We start from the raw sequence: 18,051 nt of genomic DNA, 5'->3' as shown, positions 1-18,051 counted from the left end.
CCGGCCCCAATAACGGAAAGATCCATGCTCTCTTTCATCTCCAAACGTCTGCTCGTGGCGCTGCTGGTCTGTTTGACCGTCTCTGCGCTCAGCTTCGGGCTGATGTTCCTGTCGGGCGACCCGGCGATTGCCATCGCTGGCGCTGGCGGCCGGGCCCAGGACGCGGAGGCGATCCGTGTCGCTTATGGCTTTGATCGGCCGTTGATCGTGCAATACCTTGACTGGATCGGAAGTGCCTTGACCGGGAACCTGGGGCAGAGCATCTATTTCAACGTGCCGGTGACCGAGATCATCGGCAACCGTGTTGGCGTCACGCTGACTTTGGGTTTCGTTTCCTTCATCGTCGCCCTGGTGATTGCGGTGCCTCTGGGCATCGCGGCGGCCCTGAGGCCGAACGGCTGGATCGATCGCCTCGCGCTGGTCATCGCCGTGTCGGGTCAGGCGATCCCGAGCTTTTGGCTGGGGCTGATGGCAATCGTCGTCTTCGGCGTCTGGTACGGCATGGTCCCGATTTCGGGCGCGGAGACATGGCAGGGTTACATCCTGCCGGTGATCGTGCTGAGCTATTACGCCATCCCCGAACTCATGCGCATAACCCGCTCGGGCATGATCGACGTTCTGGCCACGGATTACGTCCGCGCGGCGAAAGCCAAGGGACTGCCCATGCACATGGTGATTTCACGCCACGCCCTGCGCAACGCGGTCCTGCCGCTGGTATCGCTCGCGGCGGTGCAATTGGGCCAGCTTCTGTCCGGCTCCATCGTGATCGAGAGCGTATTCGCGCTAAACGGGCTGGGGCGGCTGGCCTGGGAATCGCTTTTGCGCAGCGACTTGCCAGTGGTGCAGGCGATCATCCTAATCCTGTCACTGCTCTACGTGGTCCTGACCACGCTGGCGGACGTTCTGAACGCGGTGCTTGATCCGCGCCTGCGGGGGGCCTCTTGATGTCCGAAATTTCCGTGGAAACCGCCCGCCCCAGCCTTTGGCGCAAGATGCGCGGCAATACCGGGGCGCTGATCGGCGGCACGCTTTTGGCGGTGATCGTGCTGATTGCGCTCTTCGCGCCATTGCTCGCCCCGCATGACCCGATTGCGCAGGATCTGACACGCCGCCTGCTGCCGCCTTTCTGGCATGATCGCTCGGTGCCGGAACACCTGCTCGGGACCGATCACCTTGGCCGCGATTACCTGTCGCGCCTCATCTACGGGGCGCGGGTGTCGCTGGGTGTCGGGCTGGGGGTGATCCTTGTCTCGGGTGCCATCGGCATCACGCTGGGCCTGCTAGCCGGATATTTCGGCGGCTGGATCGACATGGTCATCAGCTTCGTCATCACAACGCGCCTGTCGCTGCCCATCGTGCTGGTGGCACTGGCGGCGGTGGCGCTGGGTGGCGCGTCGCTGACCACGCTTATCACCGTGCTTGGCCTGCTTCTTTGGGACCGGTTCGCAGTTGTCACCCGCGCTGCCGCGCAAAGCCTGCGGCATCAGGAATTCATAATGGGTCTGCGGGCCATCGGGGCCAGCCGCGCGCGGATCCTGTTTCTTGAGATTCTGCCCAACATGCGCGCCACGATTCTTGTCGTCGTCTCTTTGGAGGTCGCAAACGTGATCCTTCTGGAAGCGGCGCTGTCCTTCCTCGGGCTGGGGGTGCGCCCGCCGACGCCAAGCTGGGGGCTGATGATTTCCGAGGGCCGCGACAACATTCTGTTCGACCCTTGGCTCATCGCTCTTCCCGGATCGGCCCTCTGCCTGCTGGTGCTGGCGGTGAACCTCTTTGGCGACGGAATGCGCGATATCACGGGGCCTGCACGAAAATGACCGAGATGATGCTTGATATTCGCAACCTGCGCGTGTCGATCCCTACCGACCGGGGCAAGTTGAACGCGGTTCGCGGTGTGGATCTGCAAATTGCCAAGGGAGAGACGCTCTGTCTTGTTGGCGAGTCGGGCTGCGGCAAGTCGCTGACAGCGACCTCGATCATGGGGCTGCTGCCGCGCTACGCCAAAGTCACCACCGACCGATTTGAAATGGCCGGGCAGGATCTGACCATCAAGACTGATGCCAAGCTGGCAAATCTGCGCGGTCGCGATGTGGCGATGATTTTTCAGGATCCAACCAGCGCGCTGAACCCGACGCTGACCATCGGGCGACAGCTGACCGAAGGCGTGATGCGCCACGAAAAGCTGAGCCGCAAGGACGCCGACGCTCGCGCAATCGAGATGCTCGACCGCGTGGGCATCGCCAATCCGGCGGCGCGGCTGACGCAATATCCGCACGGGTTCTCGGGCGGTCAACGCCAGCGCATCATGATCGCCTCGGCGCTTATGGGGCGGCCCAAGCTGCTGATCGCGGATGAGCCGACGACGGCGCTGGACGTGACCATTCAGGCGCAGATCCTCGCGCTGCTCGGCGAGTTGCAGGACGATCTCGGCCTGTCGCTATTGCTGATCACGCATGATCTGGGCGTGGTCGCGGCCATCGCCAACGATGTCGCGGTGATGTACGCCGGACGTATCGCTGAACGCGCGTCTGCGGCCGATCTCTTTGCCGCGCCGCGCCATCCCTATACCCAAGGCCTGCTTGCGGCGATCCCTGTGCCGGGCGTTACCCCGCGCGGCAGCGCATTGCCTGCCATTCCGGGGCGCGTGCCGGGGCTGATCGGAACGTTGCGGGGTTGCGCATTTCGCGACCGGTGCGCCCTAGCGGGACCAGACTGCGCCAATGACCCGGTGCCACGCATCGACACCGGGCCGGGCCGGTTCGTTGAATGTGTCAAGGCAGCGGAGGTGGCAGTATGACTCCCCCTATGATCCGCATGACCAACATCCGCAAAGCCTATCGCCTGCGCCGCGGCATGTTCGCGCCGACCGAGGAACTGGTGGCCGTCAACGACCTGTCACTTGAGGTGGCCGAGGGCGAGACGCTTGGTCTTGTTGGTGAATCCGGATGCGGCAAGAGCACGGCGGTCAGCATCATGCTGGGCCTGTTGCAGCCCGATCAGGGCGAGGTCGAGATCGCGGGCCAGAAGATCGGCGCCATGCCAGTGGCCGACCGCGTGCGGCTGATCCAGCCGGTGTTTCAGAATCCCAATGCCTCGCTCAACCCGGTCAAGCGCATCCAGACCTTGGTCGGTCAGCCGCTGCGCCTGCACGGCGGCACGAATGTCGACGCCGAGGTCAAGCGGATGCTCGATCTGGTGGGGCTGCCTTCGCGGTTGGCCGATGCCTATCCGGGCGAGCTATCGGGCGGACAAAGGCAGCGTGTCGCCATCGCCCGGGCGCTTATCCTCGGGCCGCGCGTCCTGATCTGTGACGAGCCGACCTCGGCACTGGATGTCTCGGTCCAGGCGCAGATCATCAACCTGTTGCTGTCGCTCAAGAAAGAGCTTGGCCTGACAATGGTTTTTGTCAGCCACAACCTGGCCGTGGTGGAGCATCTGGCCGACCACGTAGCTGTCATGTACCTCGGGCAAAAGATCGAGGAAGCTGGGACCGATGCGCTTTTCGCGGATGCCTGCCATCCTTACACACGTGCCCTGCTGTCTGCGACCTTGTTGCCCGACCCGCAAGTGGGACTGCCGGAGCAAAAGCTGGGTGCCGCGGCGGCGGACCCGTTTGCCGCGCGCCGGGGTTGTCTTTTCGCTCCGCGCTGTCCGGATGTGAGAGAAAGCTGTATCGAAGACCCGCAAGAGCTTCGGAAACTGCGCGATAGCTTTGTCAGGTGCGAAAGGGCGATGTGACGTTTGGTTTCCGCTCCGGCTGGACGTCAGGGGGGGGCTCTACTGCGTGCAACCTAAATGCTAGACAGCAGGACACTTGTCTCGCTGTTGAGGACGCCGTCGACCAGACGCACTTCGCGCAGGACGCTGTCGAATTCTGACAGGTTCTCGACCAGGACTTCGGCGATCAGACTCCAATTCCCGCTTGTCGTATGCATGGCCGTAAGTGCCGTCAGGTTGATGACCTGAGTGGTGTTTCGCCCCCACACTTCGATCATCGTGATCGCGCGGATCTGGTTGATTCCATAGTCCTCGTGGACCCTAGCGATAAAGCCCCAAAAGGCCCCTGATGCCAGAAGTCGGCCGAGCTGCGTCTGCACTGTCGCGCGCGAAACTCCGATGATTTCGGCAGGCTTGGATACTGGGGCTCGCCCGTCCTTTCGCAAAAGGCCGATGGGGGTCATGTCATGGTTGTCGAAGACGAATTTTGTCGGAGAAAGTTTTGCCATCGCGCCCGACAATTTGTTCAAGTTGGTTGTGCAGTTTTCTAAATTGGCGCCAAAATACATGAAAAGTTAGCCGTATTATTTGCAGTTTCAATAATCGGTATTGCCGCTCAGGATCCATATCGAGGTTTATCATGACAGCTTTCGAACCCTCCAGACTTGCTTTTGTGCCCTTCGTCAGCGTCGCAAACATGATGCGTCTCATCCACCGTATCGGCATTTCCGAGATACTCAGCGGTATGGAGGCCTATATCGAAGAGTATTTTCGCCGCTGGGAGCTTTTTGATACAACACCGCGCGTGGCATCCCACTGTGGGGGTCATCGAACTACTGCCAACGTCGGATGGGGCCGTCTATGGCTTCAAATACTCAATGGCTATCCTAAGAATACGGCGGAGGGGGTTCAGACTGTGACGGCCTTTGGCCTTCTGGCCGATGTCCCGACCGGCTATCCGGTTCTCTTGTCCGAAATGACGGAGCTGACCGCGCTGCGGACCGCAGCGACCTCTGCCTTGGTGACCAAGTATCTTGCGCCGGAAGGGGCCGATACAATGATACAATCTGGATCGCGCCGGGTCTGTCGGAGACCGTGAACTTAAGCAAGGATGACGGTTCTGACGAAAAGCGAAATGGCAAATCGCTACTCGCCTGAGGTCCGCGCATGTGCGGCTAGGGTCAGGACCCATTGATTTCCGGGAAGCTGCATGATTCACCGCTGGAAAAACGAGCGATGACGAGTCTGATCTTTTCTGGTTGAGCGATGCGCAGATGGCGCGTCTGGAACCTTTTTCCCGAAGTCCCACGGCAAGCCACGTGTCGACGACCGACGCGTGCTGAGTGGGATTATCTTCATCAACCGCAATGGTTTACGGTGGCGTGATGCGCCGAGGGCGTACGGTCCTTACAAGACGCGCTACAACCGTTGGAAGCGCTGGAGCGATAAAGGCATCTTTGCGCAGATGATGGTTGGTCTGGCTGCCAACCACGGCGAAGAGAAGACCGTGATGATCGACGCAACCTATCTCAGGGCCCACCGGACAGCGACCAGCATGGGCGTAAAAAAGGGGGGGCGTGGACGCCTGATTGGCCGGACCAAAGGCGGCATGAGCACCAAGTTGCACGCCATCTGCGACAGTCAGGGGCGGCCACTCAACTTGTTCGTCACCGCTGGACGGTCAGCGACTACATCGGGGCACGGGCCTTGCTGAGCAGCTTGCCCAAGGTCGAATGGTTGCTTGGGGATCGAGGCCATGACGCCGACTGGTTCAGAGACGCGTTGAAAGACAAAGGGATAAGATCATGTACCCCCGGTCGGAAACAGCGCAAGATCCCTGTCAACTATGACAAGCGCCGCTACAAACGCCGGAACCGGATCGAGATCATGTTCGGCAGTCTCAAAGACCGGAGACGCGTGGCCACACGATACGACAGATGCCCCAAGGTTTTCCTCTCCGCAATCGCACTCGCCGCCGTGGTCATCTATTGGTTATGAGTCCGGAGCCTAGGACCCATCGGGAACATCTCGCCAGCCGAGGCCGAAGAGAATTTTATGTGCACAGCACGACGTGCTCGATATGGTCGAATAAGATGAAGCCAAAGGTCTCCGACAGACCCGGGGCGATTCAGAAACCCCGCCCACCGCAAATGTCGCGTCGTGTCCCGTACCAGAGTGCCGCAACCTTTTCACATCGAGCGCCGATAGCTCCTTGGAAACTCGCGGCATCTTTGCGCCCCTCAACCTACCCACCAAAAAGAATGCGCCGAGCTGCCGCGTCATACAAGGGGTTGCGACGACGCAATTCGCAATATCCCAATAATACTAGGACATATTGCGGCGCCAAGCGACGAACTACGCCGCGACAATAGCGGGCTGAGCCTCCGCCAATATTGACAGCCAATTGACTAACAGGACTTCGGAAATGACTTCTGTCTGGCGTGATTTCCGCACCGGTGTCCCCATCTCTGTCCGAAAGGCAGAAGTGTGGGGCGTGACACAGGCCCTTTTGACTTGGTGTACAGCCCCGGCATCAGAAGGATCGGACTGGGGATGAATCGATCTGGTTCTAACACTCGGATTTTGCCGATTTATTCGCAAAGCGTGAGACCGCCGAGTGTCTTTATCTGGTGTGTGAAGGTATCGTCCGCCATGAAGTCGGCAACATGGTGCCGCGAACGACGCGGTGTCTGACAGCCCGATCACCCGCGAAGTCGGGGCTGGTTGCACATCCGGCATGTCGACCACCCCCCCGATGGCCTCCGTGGGAGGCCCGGCCCAGCGGGGGCGGACGGTCAGTCCAGCGCCTTTTCGATGGCTTGGATCAGAACACTTCTCCCGATCGGCTTCATCAGTCGGATGTCTTCGGGGCGCAAACCGTTTCCATGAACGGTCGCTTCGCTGGCGTAGCCAGACATGAAGATCACTTTCAGGTCGGGACGCAAGGCGCGCAGGGTTTTGGCAAGCGAGGTGCCCTGCAGGGCACCGGGCATCACAATGTCGGTGAGCAGGAGATCGAAATTCTGGTCAGCTTCAAAAATGTCGCGCGCAAGGTCCCCTGAACTTGCGGTTTGGATGTCATAACCGGCTTTGGTAAGGGTGGATTGCAGCACAGCAAGAACCCCGGTGTCATCCTCCACAACAAGTATCCGGGCAAGACCGCGCGACACCGGCAAAATGATTTCCGGATCGACCTGTTTCGAGACATCAGAGGTCAGGGCCTTGAAATAAAGTTTGAACGTGGTTCCAACGCCGGGTTCGGAATAGACCCTGACGCTGCCGCCGGATTGCTTCATGAAACCCAAGATCATGGAAAGACCAAGCCCGGAACCGGAGCCGGGCGGTTTGGTGGTAAAGAACGGTTCAAAGATATCTTCCAGAATGTCTTCCGGAATGCCCTGTCCATTATCGCTGACCGCAAGCATGACATAGCGGCCCGGTTCCATGTCCTCAAAGCGGCTTTCAATATAGTCCTCGTCTATTCGAACATTAGACGTCTCAATGGTCATCTTTCCGCCATTTGGCATCGCATCCCGGGCGTTGAGGACAAGATTCAGGAACGCGCTTTCCGTCGAACTGGCATCGGCCTCTATTTTCCACAATCCCGCCAAAAGCGACGTTTCGACAGAGATATTTGCCGGCAACGTTCGCCCGATCCAGTTCTTGGCCTTTCCGGCCAGATCGTTGAGATCCAATACCTCCAGATTCAGCCGGGATTTTCTTGCGAATGCCAGCATGTTTCTGGTCAGATCGGCGCCTCGACGTACGGCGACGATTCCGGAGTCTATCAGGTCAATCTGGTCCGGCACGTCTATTTCGTCACGCAAGAGCTCCAAGTTGCCCAATATAACGGCCAGCAAGTTGTTGAAATCATGGGCGATACCGCCGGTCAGTTTGCCAATCGCCTCGAGCCTTTGCCCATGTGCCAATGCTTCTTGGGCCGCGTGCTTTTCGGTCGCATCAATCATGATGCCTTCCAGTTCGATGTTGCCATCAAGCGTCTTGACTGGTCGACCTCGATCGGAAACCCACTTTTCGGACCCGTCCTTCAGAATCACAGGGTATTCTATGGCGTAAGGTTGATTGTGTATGACAGCACGACGGAGAGATTTTTCAATTCGACGGCGGTCCGCGTCATCCATATTCAAGGTTGGGAGATTCTGATCATTTGGCCAGCCGGTTGACGTGGCTTCGGGATCGACAAAGAGGTTTAGATAGCCACCGCTATGATACACGCTTGTGAAATTCTTATCATATTTAACCCGGTAAGCGGCCCCGGATATATTGTCGATGATACTCTTCAGCCGTTCTTCTTGGGTTTTTAGTCGATCTTGCAGGTCGGCTTTGTCCGTTATGTCAAGAAGAACACCTGAGATTGCAACAAGCGTTCCTGCCGAGTCGACTATAGGCTCTGTTGTCTCATGCAGTGTGCGGACGGACCCATCGTCCAGAACGACCCGAACGATGATGTCATAACCCGTTTTATTCTTTGTCGCTTTTGCAGATACTTCGGCATACATTTCCCGGTCATCCGGGTGATACCAGTTCAGGTCTTCCTCCCAACTGGAAGACCGCCGAAGAAATTCCTCTACGGAGACTCCGAATATGTCCGCCAGCTCTGGCGAACAATAGGTGCATTTTTCATCTATCTTGTCCCAGGTCCAACTGGCCAGTTTTGCCAGTCGTGCTGCGTTTTTGTATTTCTGTTCGCTGGCGGCAAGGTCCAGTTCATGTTGAACGCGTTGCGTGACGTCCTTGGCTGTTCCCCAGTAGCCACAAAAGTTTCCGTCCTCGTCGAAGGTCGGAACCCCGGCAATCTCGGCGGAATGGAGATTTCCCTCTGAATCCCTGGCTGACACCACAAAATCGAAAATGCGTTTCCGCTCTGCTACGCGTTTTTTCAAGCCATCCCATGTTCCCGCCAAGGGGGTCAGGATCGGAACCTCCCACAGCTTTCGGCCAACATAGTCGGCAGGCATTTGGCCGTCCAACGCGCGACTTCCGTGCAGCCGCTCAAACCTGAACGTGGTATCTGTCTCCCAGAACCAGTCGGTTGCAAGATCGGTATAGAGCTTTAGGCGGTCCTCAAGATCGCGTGCGGCTTTTTCCGCGATGACACGTTCGTTGTGTTCGATCGTAAGGGAAATCAGGCCCGCAACGGCCGTGGCAAAGCTGATTTCTTCGGCGCTCCACAGTCTTGGCTGGCCGGTGTTTTCGATACAGACGACGCCCGCCAACCCGCCGAAGGTTCGCAGCGGACAATCCAGCAATGCGCGCACATTTGAGTTGGGAAGGTAGTCTTGGGCCAGTTCGACGCAACGAGGATCGGTCAGGGCGTCGTTAATGACGACCACCAAGTCCTGAACAACCGCCTTGAGATATGTGGCCGCGTTTTCAGCGGTAAGATCGTCCCCCGGTGCGGTGGCACCTGTTTCGCGGTCCCACATCAATTTGCCGATGAGGGCGTCCTTCGACTCATTCAAAAGCCAGATACCGACGCGGGAGACGCGCAGTGCGTCGGACACGGTCTTGCAGAAGAACAAAAGTGCGTCTTCAAAACCGAGGTCACTGAATTCCCTTTTTGTCAGCAAGTCCCGAAGAATCTGGTCAAAGCCGGAGTCGGACATGGGGGGGACTTGGGACATAAACTGATTTCTCACTCCGCGTCTGTGGGAACCTTCATCGCAAAAGTGGGTCGCGCTGTCGCGCAAAAACTGTTTTCCGCAGCGCGTCCAGCGCGTCCAGCGCGTGCCGTTGTGCGAAAGACGCTGGCGTTGAGCACGAATGGCCCGCATTCGTCAGCAGGTCAGCCTTTACGACGCAGACTGAATTATTGGGGTCATGCGCCTAGGCGCAGTATTCTTGATGGCCGGTCAGAACGGCGGTCAGGTTGTCGCTGAGTTCGTCACACAGATAGCCGCCCTCCTGCACAAAGAGGCAAGGCAGGTTCAGCCCGGCAATCGCCGCGCCAATTCGGCCAAATCCGCTGGTGGTGACGGCCAGGCCCTTGAACGGATCGTCGACAAAGGCATCCAGCCCCAGCGCGACGACAACCACATCCGCACCAAATGCCCTGATCCGCTGGAGCGCCACATCGAGCGTTGCAAGATAGGCGTCGTCCGGTGTGCCACGCGCAAGCGGCAGGTTCAGGTTATAGCCCAGACCCGGACCCGTGCCGCGCTCATGGGCTTGCCCCCAGAAGAAGGGGTAGAACCGCTCCGGGTCGGCATGGATCGACACGGTCAGCACGTCACTGCGATCATAGAATATGCCTTGCGTGCCGTTGCCGTGATGCACGTCCACGTCCAGAATGGCGGGGCGCAGGCCCTGCGCGCGCAACCGCTCTGCCGCGATGCCCGAATTGTTCAGAAAGCAAAAACCACCGGCGAGATCGCCAAAGGCATGGTGGCCGGGAGGGCGCGACAGGACGTAGGCGGATGTCTCACCGCCAAGGATCAGGTCGGCCCCGGTGATGGCGCTTTGCGCGGACCAATAGGCGGCCTGCCACGTCCCTTCGGCAATCGGGCAGGCGGTGTCGGCCTGATGATAGCCCGCCTGACCGACGGCGGATTTGGGATAGCTGTCGGCGCGGTTGGCGGGATGGATGTTGGGAATGACCTCTTCGCCCGCACCCTCGATCCGTCGCCAGCGGGTGTGGATGTTTTCCAGAAAGGTCAGGTACTCGGGCGAATGCAGCGCCGCAATCGGCCCCAGACCCGCGTCGATGGGTGCCTCGACACTGCAACCGGCGGCCTGTGCGCCGGCCAGCAGCCGGTCGATCCGCTCTGCCTGTTCCGGGTTGGGCAGGATGGCACCATTGGCCATGAAATGGCGCGGCTGGTGTTTCCATTGGCGGTCGTCAAAGATGGCTTTCATGTCGGCTCTTTCAGAGGTCTGTGGGCAGTTCGGGACAGGGGTGGTTTGGCTCGCTAAATTGCGGTGCGGTCCGCGCCTTTGAGGTGCAGCATCTCGCGCGCCTCGTCCGCCGTGGCGATGGTGCGGCCCAGATCCTCGACGATGCGGCGGATCTTGGTCACCTGTTCGGCGTTGTTCTTCGCCAGCACACCGCGCGAAATCATCAGGCTGTCCTCCAGCCCGACCCGGACGTGGCCCCCCAGAATGGCGGCCATCGTGACCAGCGGCATCTGGTGTCGTCCGGCGGCCAGAACGGAAAACGTGTAGCTGTCTCCGAACAGCTTGTCGGCGATCATCTTCATATGGGTCAGGTTTTCCGGGTCGGTCCCCATGCCGCCCAGCACGCCAAAGACAAACTGGATGAACAGCGGTCCGCGCACCAGCCCGCGATCCACAAAGTGCTTCAGCATGTAGAGGTGGCTGAGATCGTAACACTCGAACTCGAACCGTGCGCCGCGCTTTTCGCCCAGTTCCTGAAGGATATAGGCCATGTCGCGGGGGGTGTTCTTGAACACCAGATCCTCTGAGTCCGCAAGGAACGGCCTTTCCCAGTCGTATTTCCAGTCGGTGATCTTGTCGATCGCGGGGAAGAGCGCAAAGTTCATGGTGCCCATGTTGAGCGAACACATCTCGGGTTCAGCGCGTTTGGGCGCGGCAAGCCGGTCTTCAAGCGCCATCGTCGCGCTGCCTCCGGTCGAGATGTTCAGTACTGCGTCGCAGCGTTGTTTGATCTGCGGCAGAAAGGCCATGAAATGCGCGGGGTCGGCCGAAGGGCGGCCATCCTCCGGGTCGCGGGCGTGCAGATGCAGGATCGTGGCCCCTGCGTCGGCGGCACCGATTGCGTTGTCGGTGATCTGTTGTGCCGTGATCGGCAGGTGAGGTGACATCGAGGGCGTGTGAATCGACCCGGTGATGGCGCATGTGATGATGATCTTGGACATGAGTGTTCCTTACGCCGCGCCGGAAAATTTGGGGATTTCGGCCATGTAGCTGGCCAGTGACCGATCCAGCCGGTCGGTGATATCGTCCAGTTGCGCCTCATCGACGATCATTGGTGGGCAAACAAGGAAGTGATCGCCAGAGGTGCCGCCGCGGGTGCGCCGCGAATAGATGATCAACCCGTTGTCATAGGCGATATCGACCAGCCGCGCGTGCGCGTTCAGATTGGCGGGCAGGGGGGCCTTGGTGGCGCGGTCTGCCATCAACTCAAACGCCATCAGCAAGCCTTTGCCACGGACGTCACCGATTAGCGGATACCGCTGCATCAACCCGCGCAGCCGGTCGGCCAGTGCGTCGCCCATGCGCGCGGCATTGCCGGTCAGGTCGTTGTCTGCGATCTGGTCCAGCACCGCGCAACCCGCCGCACAGGCCAGCGGGTTGCCGGCATAGGTAAAGCCGTGGATGAAGCCACCCGCACCCATCACCGCCTCGACAATATCGTCGCGCGCGATCATCGCGCCCAAGGGGACATAACCGCCGCCGAATCCCTTGGAGAGCGAGATCAAGTCAGGTGTCACGTCCCAGTGTTCGGCCCCGAAGAACCTCCCGGTGCGTCCACCGCCGGTCATGACCTCATCGTGGATCAGCAGCACGCCGTATTGGGTACAAATCTCGCGGACACGCTGCATGTACCCGGTGGGGGGCACCAGCGCCCCGGTCGAGGCGCCGCCGACAGGTTCGACGATAAAGGCCAGCACGGTGTCGGGGCCTTCCTCAAGGATCTTGGCCTCCAGCATGTTGGCATAGTGATACCCGGTGGCCTGGTCGGTCGGGTCCAGCCCGTCCAGATAAGCGCGCGGGGCAGGGACCTTGGGCATCCGCATCATCATCGGATCAAAGGGCGCGGTCATCGGCGCATAGCCGGTGATCGCCAGCGCGCCCAGCGTGCAGCCATGATAGCTGGGATAGCGCGAGATGACCTTGAACCGCTGCGGCTGGCCCTGGGTCAGCGCGTATTGCCGGGCCATTTTCAGCGTGCTTTCCACCGCCTCTGAGCCGCCGGAGACAAAGAACACCTTGTTCAGTCCTTCCGGTGCCAGCGCCGCCGTCTTGGCGGCCAGTTTCTCAGAGTTTTCGGTCTGAAAGTGAAGCCGATAGCCAAAGGTGGATTTGTCCATCTGGTCGCGCATCGCGGCCAGCACGGCGGGGTTGGAATGGCCGATATTGCTGACCATCGCGCCGCTTGAGCCGTCGATATAGCGTTTGCCGTCAGTGTCCCACATATAGATACCTTCCGCCCGGTCGAGCGTGGGGCGGGGGGATTTCGTCTGGTAGAACAGGTTGGTCATGTCTGTCGAGCTTTCAGCGACTAAGGTGCTTGCGCAGGAAATTGCGGGTGCGTTCGTTTTCGGGGGCGTGGAAGATGACCGAGGGCGGGCCTTCTTCGACCACAACACCCTGATCCATGAACAGGACGCGGTCACAGACGGAAGCCGCGAAATCCATCTCATGGGTGACGATGATCATGGTCATGTGTTCTTCGGCCAGTTGCTTCATGACCAGATTGACCTCTTCGACCAGTTCGGGGTCCAGCGCCGAGGTCGCCTCATCGAACAGCATCACCTTGGGTTTCATCGCCAAGGCGCGGGCGATGGCGACGCGCTGTTTTTGCCCCCCCGACAGGCGTGAGGGGTATTCGTCGATCTTTTCCGACAGACCCACCTTGGCCAGTTGTTCTTCTGCCAGCTTGTTGGCGTCGGCCTCTGACAGACCTTTGAGCATCCGGGGCGCCAGCGTGATGTTGCCGCGCACCGTCAGGTGCGGGAACAGGTTGAAGTGCTGGAACACCATGCCGATGTCCTGACGCACCTGATTGACGTGGGCCTCATACTGGCGATGCGGCAGCTTCTTGTTGATCTGTACGTCTTCCAGCCAGACCTCGCCCGAGGTCAGGGGGTCCAGTTCATTGATGGCGCGCAACAGGGTCGATTTGCCAGAGCCGGACGGACCGATGATGGCGACGATCTGGCCGCGCTCGACGGTCAGGTTGATGTCCTTGAGGACCTCAAGCGTGCCATAGCTTTTGGCGGCGTTCTTGATGGTGACAAAGGCCTGATCGGTCATGGAGGCGTTCCTTTCTCAGCGCGAGGCGGCGATGCGGCGTTCCAGACGGCGCAATCCCGCCTCCAGCGCGAGGTTGACGATGTAATAGCAAAAGGCGGCGGCGAGGTAGAACTCGAACGGGCGATAGGTGCGGCTGATCGCCTGTTGCGCAGCAAGGGTCAGTTCCATCACCCCGATCACCGACACCAGCGCGGAATCCTTCAAGAGCGCGATCATGTTATTGCCCATCGGCGGCACCACGGCGCGGACCGCCTGCGGGATTACCACCTTGCGCAGGGTCTGTCCGCGCGACAGGCCCAGCGTGCGCGCGCCCTCATACTGGCCCTTGTCCACCGCAAGGATCGAGGCCTGAATCAGTTCGGAGTTATAAACCGCAAAGTGCAGGCCCAGCCCGACCACCCCGGCGACAAAGGCAGGCAGGTCGATGCCGATCTGGATCAGACCGAAATAGATCAAGAACAGTTGCAACAGCAGCGGCGTGCCCATGAACAGGAAGGCAAAGGCGCGGAACGGCCAGCGCAGCGACCAATGGCCATAGAGCGCGACAACCGCAAAGACGATGCCGCCGAAAAAGCTGAGCAGTCCAGCGCAGATCGTGATGGCGACGGTCCATCCGGCCCCCATCAGGAGCGCCCCGAAAAAACCGGGCACTACGGTGAAATCAAGACCCATGGCGGCCCCCTGTCGTGCTGTCTGCAACGGTCATGTGATGCGCGCCCGACGGTCGAGCCAGTTGATGCCCTGACCCACGGTGTAAATGATCAGCATGTACAGAACCCCCGAAAGCAGGAACATCTCAAAGGGCTTGTAGGTCGATCCGATAAAGCGTTGCGCGGTGTAGGTCAGTTCCACCACCGAGATCGGGGCGACCAGCGCCGTGCCTTTGATCAGTGCGTTGATGTTGACGCCAAGGGGGCGGATCATCAGGCGCGCGGCCTGTGGCAGGACCACCTTGCGCATCGCCTGCCATCGGCTCATGCCCAGCGTGCGGGCGGCCTCGGTCTGGCCCTTGTCGACTGACACGATGGCACCGCGAATGGTTTCAGTCATGTAGGCACCGATGTTCACCCCCAGCGCGATGGTGCCGGCGGCAAAGGAATCCAGCTGGATGCCCACCTGCGGTCCGCCGAAATACAAGATAAACACCTGAATCAGCGCGGGTGTGCCCCGGATGACGCTCACATAGACCGCCGCGATCCATCGAAAGACCGCCAGACGCGACAGCCGCGCCGCCGCGCCGAGTGCGCCACAGGTCAGGCCCAGAACAGCGGTCAGGACCGACAGTTGTATCGTCACCCAGGCCGCTTCCAGAAAGAAGGGGTAGACGCGCAGGATCAGTTCCGTGTCCAAGTCGGCCGCCTTTCAATGATGGTCATGGCGCGGCAGGATCGGCAACGCGCGGATTTCGCGGATCAGGGCGGTGGTTTCTTCGATCGCGGCATCGAGGAATTTCTTGCCGGTCTCGGCGTCGGCCACCGTCGGGTCTCCCATGGTGCCGTCGGGCGACACCTCGGACCACCAGCGCATCAGCATCGCGCCGCCGCCGCCGCCCGCCAGATCAAGGTTGAAGAACTTGCTGTCCGGGTTGTGCAGATTCTGCGTCGCCGATTTTTCGATATGCACGCGCTCGGGGTGCAGATGCATGTACATCGCGGCCTCGAACTCTCCGGCATGGGCGATGCCGCCGATGTCGGATTTGCGCACCTCGTTGATCCGCGCCGACATCAGGTTCCAGTATGAGGCAGAGACGCAGATGATGCCGGTCTCGATCACCGTCTTGCGCGCGGCAAGGTCAAGGCAAGGATGGTTCGATCCGTGCGAGTTCAGCAGCAGGATGCGGCGGAACCCGTGGTGGGCCAGCGATTTGGTGATGTCGGTGACAAAGGCAATCAGCGTTTCGGGCTGAATCCAGATCACACCGGGAAAGTCCTTGTGGTGTTCGTTGAACCCGTAGGGCACGGGCGGCATCACAAACACCTCATCGGGGGCGGCGCGGGCCACGCCTTCGGCCACGGCCATGCCCAGCACCGTGTCGGTGTCCAGCGGCATGTGCGGGCCGTGATCTTCGGTTGCCGAGACGTTCAGGATCACCACGCGATCCTTGTCGGCATCGCGCACGTCTTCCCATGTCAGATGGCCATAGGTTGTTGTCATGTGGGCAGGTTCCGCAAAAGAAGGGGCCTGCCGAGATTGTCCCGGCAGGCGTGGCAATTCAGCGGATGTCGCCGCCAACCCATTCGTTGGCGATGGCCAGATAGGTGCCGTCCTCCATCATCGAATCCAGCGCGGCCTGCATGGCGGCGGCCAGATCCGGGTTGCCTTCACGGATGGCGATGCCTGCGCCGATGGGTTCGGCTGCGGGGTCGTTGACCATGGCCAGATCGTATTGACCGGCCTTCATCGCCAGCAGCACCGGGATCGAGTCGTTCACGATGGCATCGACCCGGCCATTGTCCAGTTCCAGCAGCAGCTCTGGCAGACCCTTGTAGGTCTTGATGTCATAGCCCTGATCGCGGGCCCATTGTTCATGGGTTTCACCCAGCGTCACGCCGACCTTGGCATCGTCCAGCTGTTCGACGGTCGTGATGTCAGAGCCTGCCTTGGTAAAGATAGCTCGTTTGGTGTTGTAGTAGGGGCCGACGAAATCGATCACCTTGTCGCGCTCTTCGGTGATCGACATGGAGCCGACGACCGCGTCGTATTTGCTGGCCAGCAGGCCGCCGATGATCCCGTCCCATGCGGTGGTGACGATCTTGACCTCCAGCCCCATGCGTTTGGCGATTTCGGTGCCGATGGCGGGGTCAAATCCGACAACCTCGTTCTGTTCGTTGACGAAGTTGAACGGCGGATACTGCCCGCTCATGGCGATGCTCAGAACGCCACGCTCTTTGATCTCGGCCAGTTCATCGGCGCTGGCGGCCATCGGGGCAACGCTCAGGCCCATCATGGCGACGCCGCCCATCAGGACGCTGCGACGGAGGATGTTCATTGATTTTTTCATGTCTGGTTCCCTGTTGTTTTTTCGTTTTTTGGACCGCGCACGGCGAAGCGCGGTCCAAAGACACAGTGACTCACAGGTTGCGCCGCGTTGCATCATAGGGCAAATAGATAAGTGCAATCCCTAAGATAGTTTTGATCTATGCTTAAGCCCTACGCGCAACGCTTTCCGTGGAATCTGGATTGGAATCTGCTGCGCACTTTCATGGTTGTGGTGGATGAGGGCGGCATCACGCCTGCCGCGCATTTTCTGGGCCTCAAACAGCCGACAATCAGCGCGGCGCTGAAACGGCTCGAAGACATCATGGGTCGCAAATTGGTCAATCGGTCGCCCAAGCATTTCAGCGTCACGCCCTGGGGGCGGGTGCTGTATGCCGAGGCAAGCACGATTTTCGGCGCGGTCGCGCAACTGCCGGATCTGATGGGAGGTCTGGAAGAGGAAGTAACCGGCCAGATCAGCATCGCGGTGGCCAGTCACGTGGTGTCGACCCATTTCGATTCGGTTCTGGCGCGCTTCAACGCGCAGTACCCAAGGGTGAGCTATACGATCTCGACCATGGACAGTGAGGATGTGATTGCGCATCTGCAACAAAACCGCGTCACCTTTGGGGTCTGCCTGTTGCAACAGGATCCCGTCGGGCTGGAGGCGCGTGTGCTCTATCGCGAGTTTTTCGGCTTTTACTGCGGACCCTCGCACCGGTTGTATGGCCGCGAGTCGATCGACCATGCCGAACTCAGGGACGAAGACGCGGTGTCCTTTCAAACCGATGAACTGGAGGGGTCATTGTCCGGGGTCGCGCAATGGCGCAGGCGTCTGGGGATGCGGTCAGATCCCAAGGGCCTGTCGTCCAACTTGCCCGAAGTGCGCCGCATGATCGTGGCCAATATCGGGATCGGGGCCTTGCCGGTGCATATCGCCAGCAAGGACGTGCAGACCGGTCTGTTGTGGCAGGTGCCGCCTTATACCGCGCTGCCTGCGGTCGATATTCATGTGCTGACCAACGCAAAGCGCAGCATGAACCGTGCCGAGATGGCCTTGCTTGAAATGTTGCACGACGAAATGGATTCTGTCCCGCTCACCGAGCGCACGTATCACGCCTGATCGCCTGTACGGTCCAATCGGATTTGAAGGGCGGGCATGGTGGTCTGCCAATGGAAAGCCGTCATGGTCTTGACGCCCACCTCTGGCGGGACAAATGCCACGCACCCGGATCAGGCAATGGCATTTCAGGTGCCACGCGCCTGAGACCGTCGACCTGATGGCCGGTTGACGCAGGTCAAGGCAATGGGGGGCGTCTGCACGCAATCTGGTCCGCATCGAAACCGCAGCCTTGTCCCCGGCCCATGTGGCCTGCCCGC

At 60.0% G+C, this 18,051-nt stretch carries 16 protein-coding genes and 1 pseudogene; 7 read left to right on the top strand and 10 right to left on the bottom strand.

Annotation, left to right across the window (positions count from 1 at the left end; translation table 11 throughout):
* Positions 1-24 precede the first annotated feature (24 nt).
* Genes VOI21_RS21020 through VOI21_RS21005 form a run of 4 tightly spaced genes read left to right on the top strand, consistent with a single transcriptional unit; the run spans position 25 to position 3,738 of the window.
* On the top strand, positions 25-945 hold the full coding sequence (locus VOI21_RS21020; RefSeq protein WP_323771929.1) for an ABC transporter permease: 921 nt from the start codon (positions 25-27) through the stop codon (positions 943-945).
* The gene (locus VOI21_RS21015; protein WP_323771928.1) at positions 945-1,817 is read left to right on the top strand and encodes an ABC transporter permease; all 873 of its coding nucleotides are present in this window, start codon (positions 945-947) and stop codon (positions 1,815-1,817) included. The genes VOI21_RS21020 and VOI21_RS21015 overlap by 1 nt, the downstream gene beginning before the upstream one ends.
* Positions 1,814-2,797 carry an ABC transporter ATP-binding protein gene (locus VOI21_RS21010; protein WP_323771927.1) on the top strand — a complete coding sequence of 328 codons (984 nt, stop codon included), beginning with the start codon at positions 1,814-1,816 and terminating at the stop codon, positions 2,795-2,797. Before VOI21_RS21015 ends, VOI21_RS21010 begins: the two co-directional genes overlap by 4 nt.
* The gene (locus VOI21_RS21005; protein WP_323771926.1) at positions 2,794-3,738 is read left to right on the top strand and encodes an oligopeptide/dipeptide ABC transporter ATP-binding protein; all 945 of its coding nucleotides are present in this window, start codon (positions 2,794-2,796) and stop codon (positions 3,736-3,738) included. Before VOI21_RS21010 ends, VOI21_RS21005 begins: the two co-directional genes overlap by 4 nt.
* A gap of 53 nt (positions 3,739-3,791) precedes the next feature.
* Here VOI21_RS21005 and VOI21_RS21000 read toward each other — a convergent pair whose 3' ends face one another.
* Positions 3,792-4,286, bottom strand: a complete 495-nt coding sequence (locus tag VOI21_RS21000; protein WP_323771925.1) for an Lrp/AsnC family transcriptional regulator — start codon at positions 4,284-4,286, stop codon at positions 3,792-3,794.
* Between the two features lie 71 nt (positions 4,287-4,357).
* Here VOI21_RS21000 and VOI21_RS20995 point away from each other — a divergent pair, with 71 nt between their 5' ends.
* Both VOI21_RS20995 and VOI21_RS20990 read left to right on the top strand, forming a co-directional pair.
* Positions 4,358-4,816 carry a hypothetical protein gene (locus VOI21_RS20995; protein ID WP_323771924.1) on the top strand — a complete coding sequence of 153 codons (459 nt, stop codon included), beginning with the start codon at positions 4,358-4,360 and terminating at the stop codon, positions 4,814-4,816.
* Between the two features lie 175 nt (positions 4,817-4,991).
* Positions 4,992-5,715: pseudogene (locus VOI21_RS20990) on the top strand (IS5 family transposase).
* A gap of 797 nt (positions 5,716-6,512) precedes the next feature.
* Here the strand turns inward: VOI21_RS20990 and VOI21_RS20985 are convergent.
* The 9 genes from VOI21_RS20985 to VOI21_RS20945 form a co-directional block, all read right to left on the bottom strand.
* Entirely contained in the window at positions 6,513-9,344 is a 2,832-nt protein-coding gene (locus VOI21_RS20985) for a PAS domain-containing protein (protein WP_323771923.1), read from the bottom strand.
* Positions 9,345-9,564: 220 nt separating this feature from the next.
* A complete protein-coding gene (locus tag VOI21_RS20980; RefSeq protein ID WP_323771922.1) occupies positions 9,565-10,593 on the bottom strand; it encodes a histone deacetylase family protein in 1,029 nt (342 codons plus the stop codon).
* Positions 10,594-10,646: 53 nt separating this feature from the next.
* The gene (locus VOI21_RS20975; RefSeq protein ID WP_323771921.1) at positions 10,647-11,573 is read right to left on the bottom strand and encodes a 3-keto-5-aminohexanoate cleavage protein; all 927 of its coding nucleotides are present in this window, start codon (positions 11,571-11,573) and stop codon (positions 10,647-10,649) included.
* Between the two features lie 9 nt (positions 11,574-11,582).
* The gene (locus VOI21_RS20970; protein ID WP_323771920.1) at positions 11,583-12,920 is read right to left on the bottom strand and encodes an aspartate aminotransferase family protein; all 1,338 of its coding nucleotides are present in this window, start codon (positions 12,918-12,920) and stop codon (positions 11,583-11,585) included.
* A gap of 13 nt (positions 12,921-12,933) precedes the next feature.
* Complete coding sequence (locus VOI21_RS20965) at positions 12,934-13,695, bottom strand: amino acid ABC transporter ATP-binding protein (protein ID WP_323771919.1); 762 nt, start codon at positions 13,693-13,695, stop codon at positions 12,934-12,936.
* A gap of 15 nt (positions 13,696-13,710) precedes the next feature.
* Complete coding sequence (locus VOI21_RS20960) at positions 13,711-14,367, bottom strand: amino acid ABC transporter permease (RefSeq protein WP_323771918.1); 657 nt, start codon at positions 14,365-14,367, stop codon at positions 13,711-13,713.
* Between the two features lie 30 nt (positions 14,368-14,397).
* A complete protein-coding gene (locus VOI21_RS20955; protein WP_323771917.1) occupies positions 14,398-15,045 on the bottom strand; it encodes an amino acid ABC transporter permease in 648 nt (215 codons plus the stop codon).
* Between the two features lie 12 nt (positions 15,046-15,057).
* Positions 15,058-15,849, bottom strand: coding sequence for a creatininase family protein (locus tag VOI21_RS20950; protein WP_323771916.1), 792 nt, complete (start codon positions 15,847-15,849; stop codon positions 15,058-15,060).
* Positions 15,850-15,907: 58 nt separating this feature from the next.
* Positions 15,908-16,684, bottom strand: coding sequence for a transporter substrate-binding domain-containing protein (locus VOI21_RS20945; protein ID WP_323771915.1), 777 nt, complete (start codon positions 16,682-16,684; stop codon positions 15,908-15,910).
* A gap of 150 nt (positions 16,685-16,834) precedes the next feature.
* Between VOI21_RS20945 and VOI21_RS20940 the strand changes: the two genes are divergently transcribed.
* Entirely contained in the window at positions 16,835-17,794 is a 960-nt protein-coding gene (locus VOI21_RS20940) for a LysR family transcriptional regulator (RefSeq protein WP_323771914.1), read from the top strand.
* The last annotated feature ends 257 nt before the right edge of the window (positions 17,795-18,051 follow it).

This window comes from Antarctobacter sp. (genome assembly GCF_034670325.1).
Taxonomy (GTDB): domain Bacteria; phylum Pseudomonadota; class Alphaproteobacteria; order Rhodobacterales; family Rhodobacteraceae; genus Antarctobacter.
The sequence above is the reverse complement of the archived record's forward strand: the minus strand, read 5'-3'. Positions and strand labels throughout refer to the sequence as shown.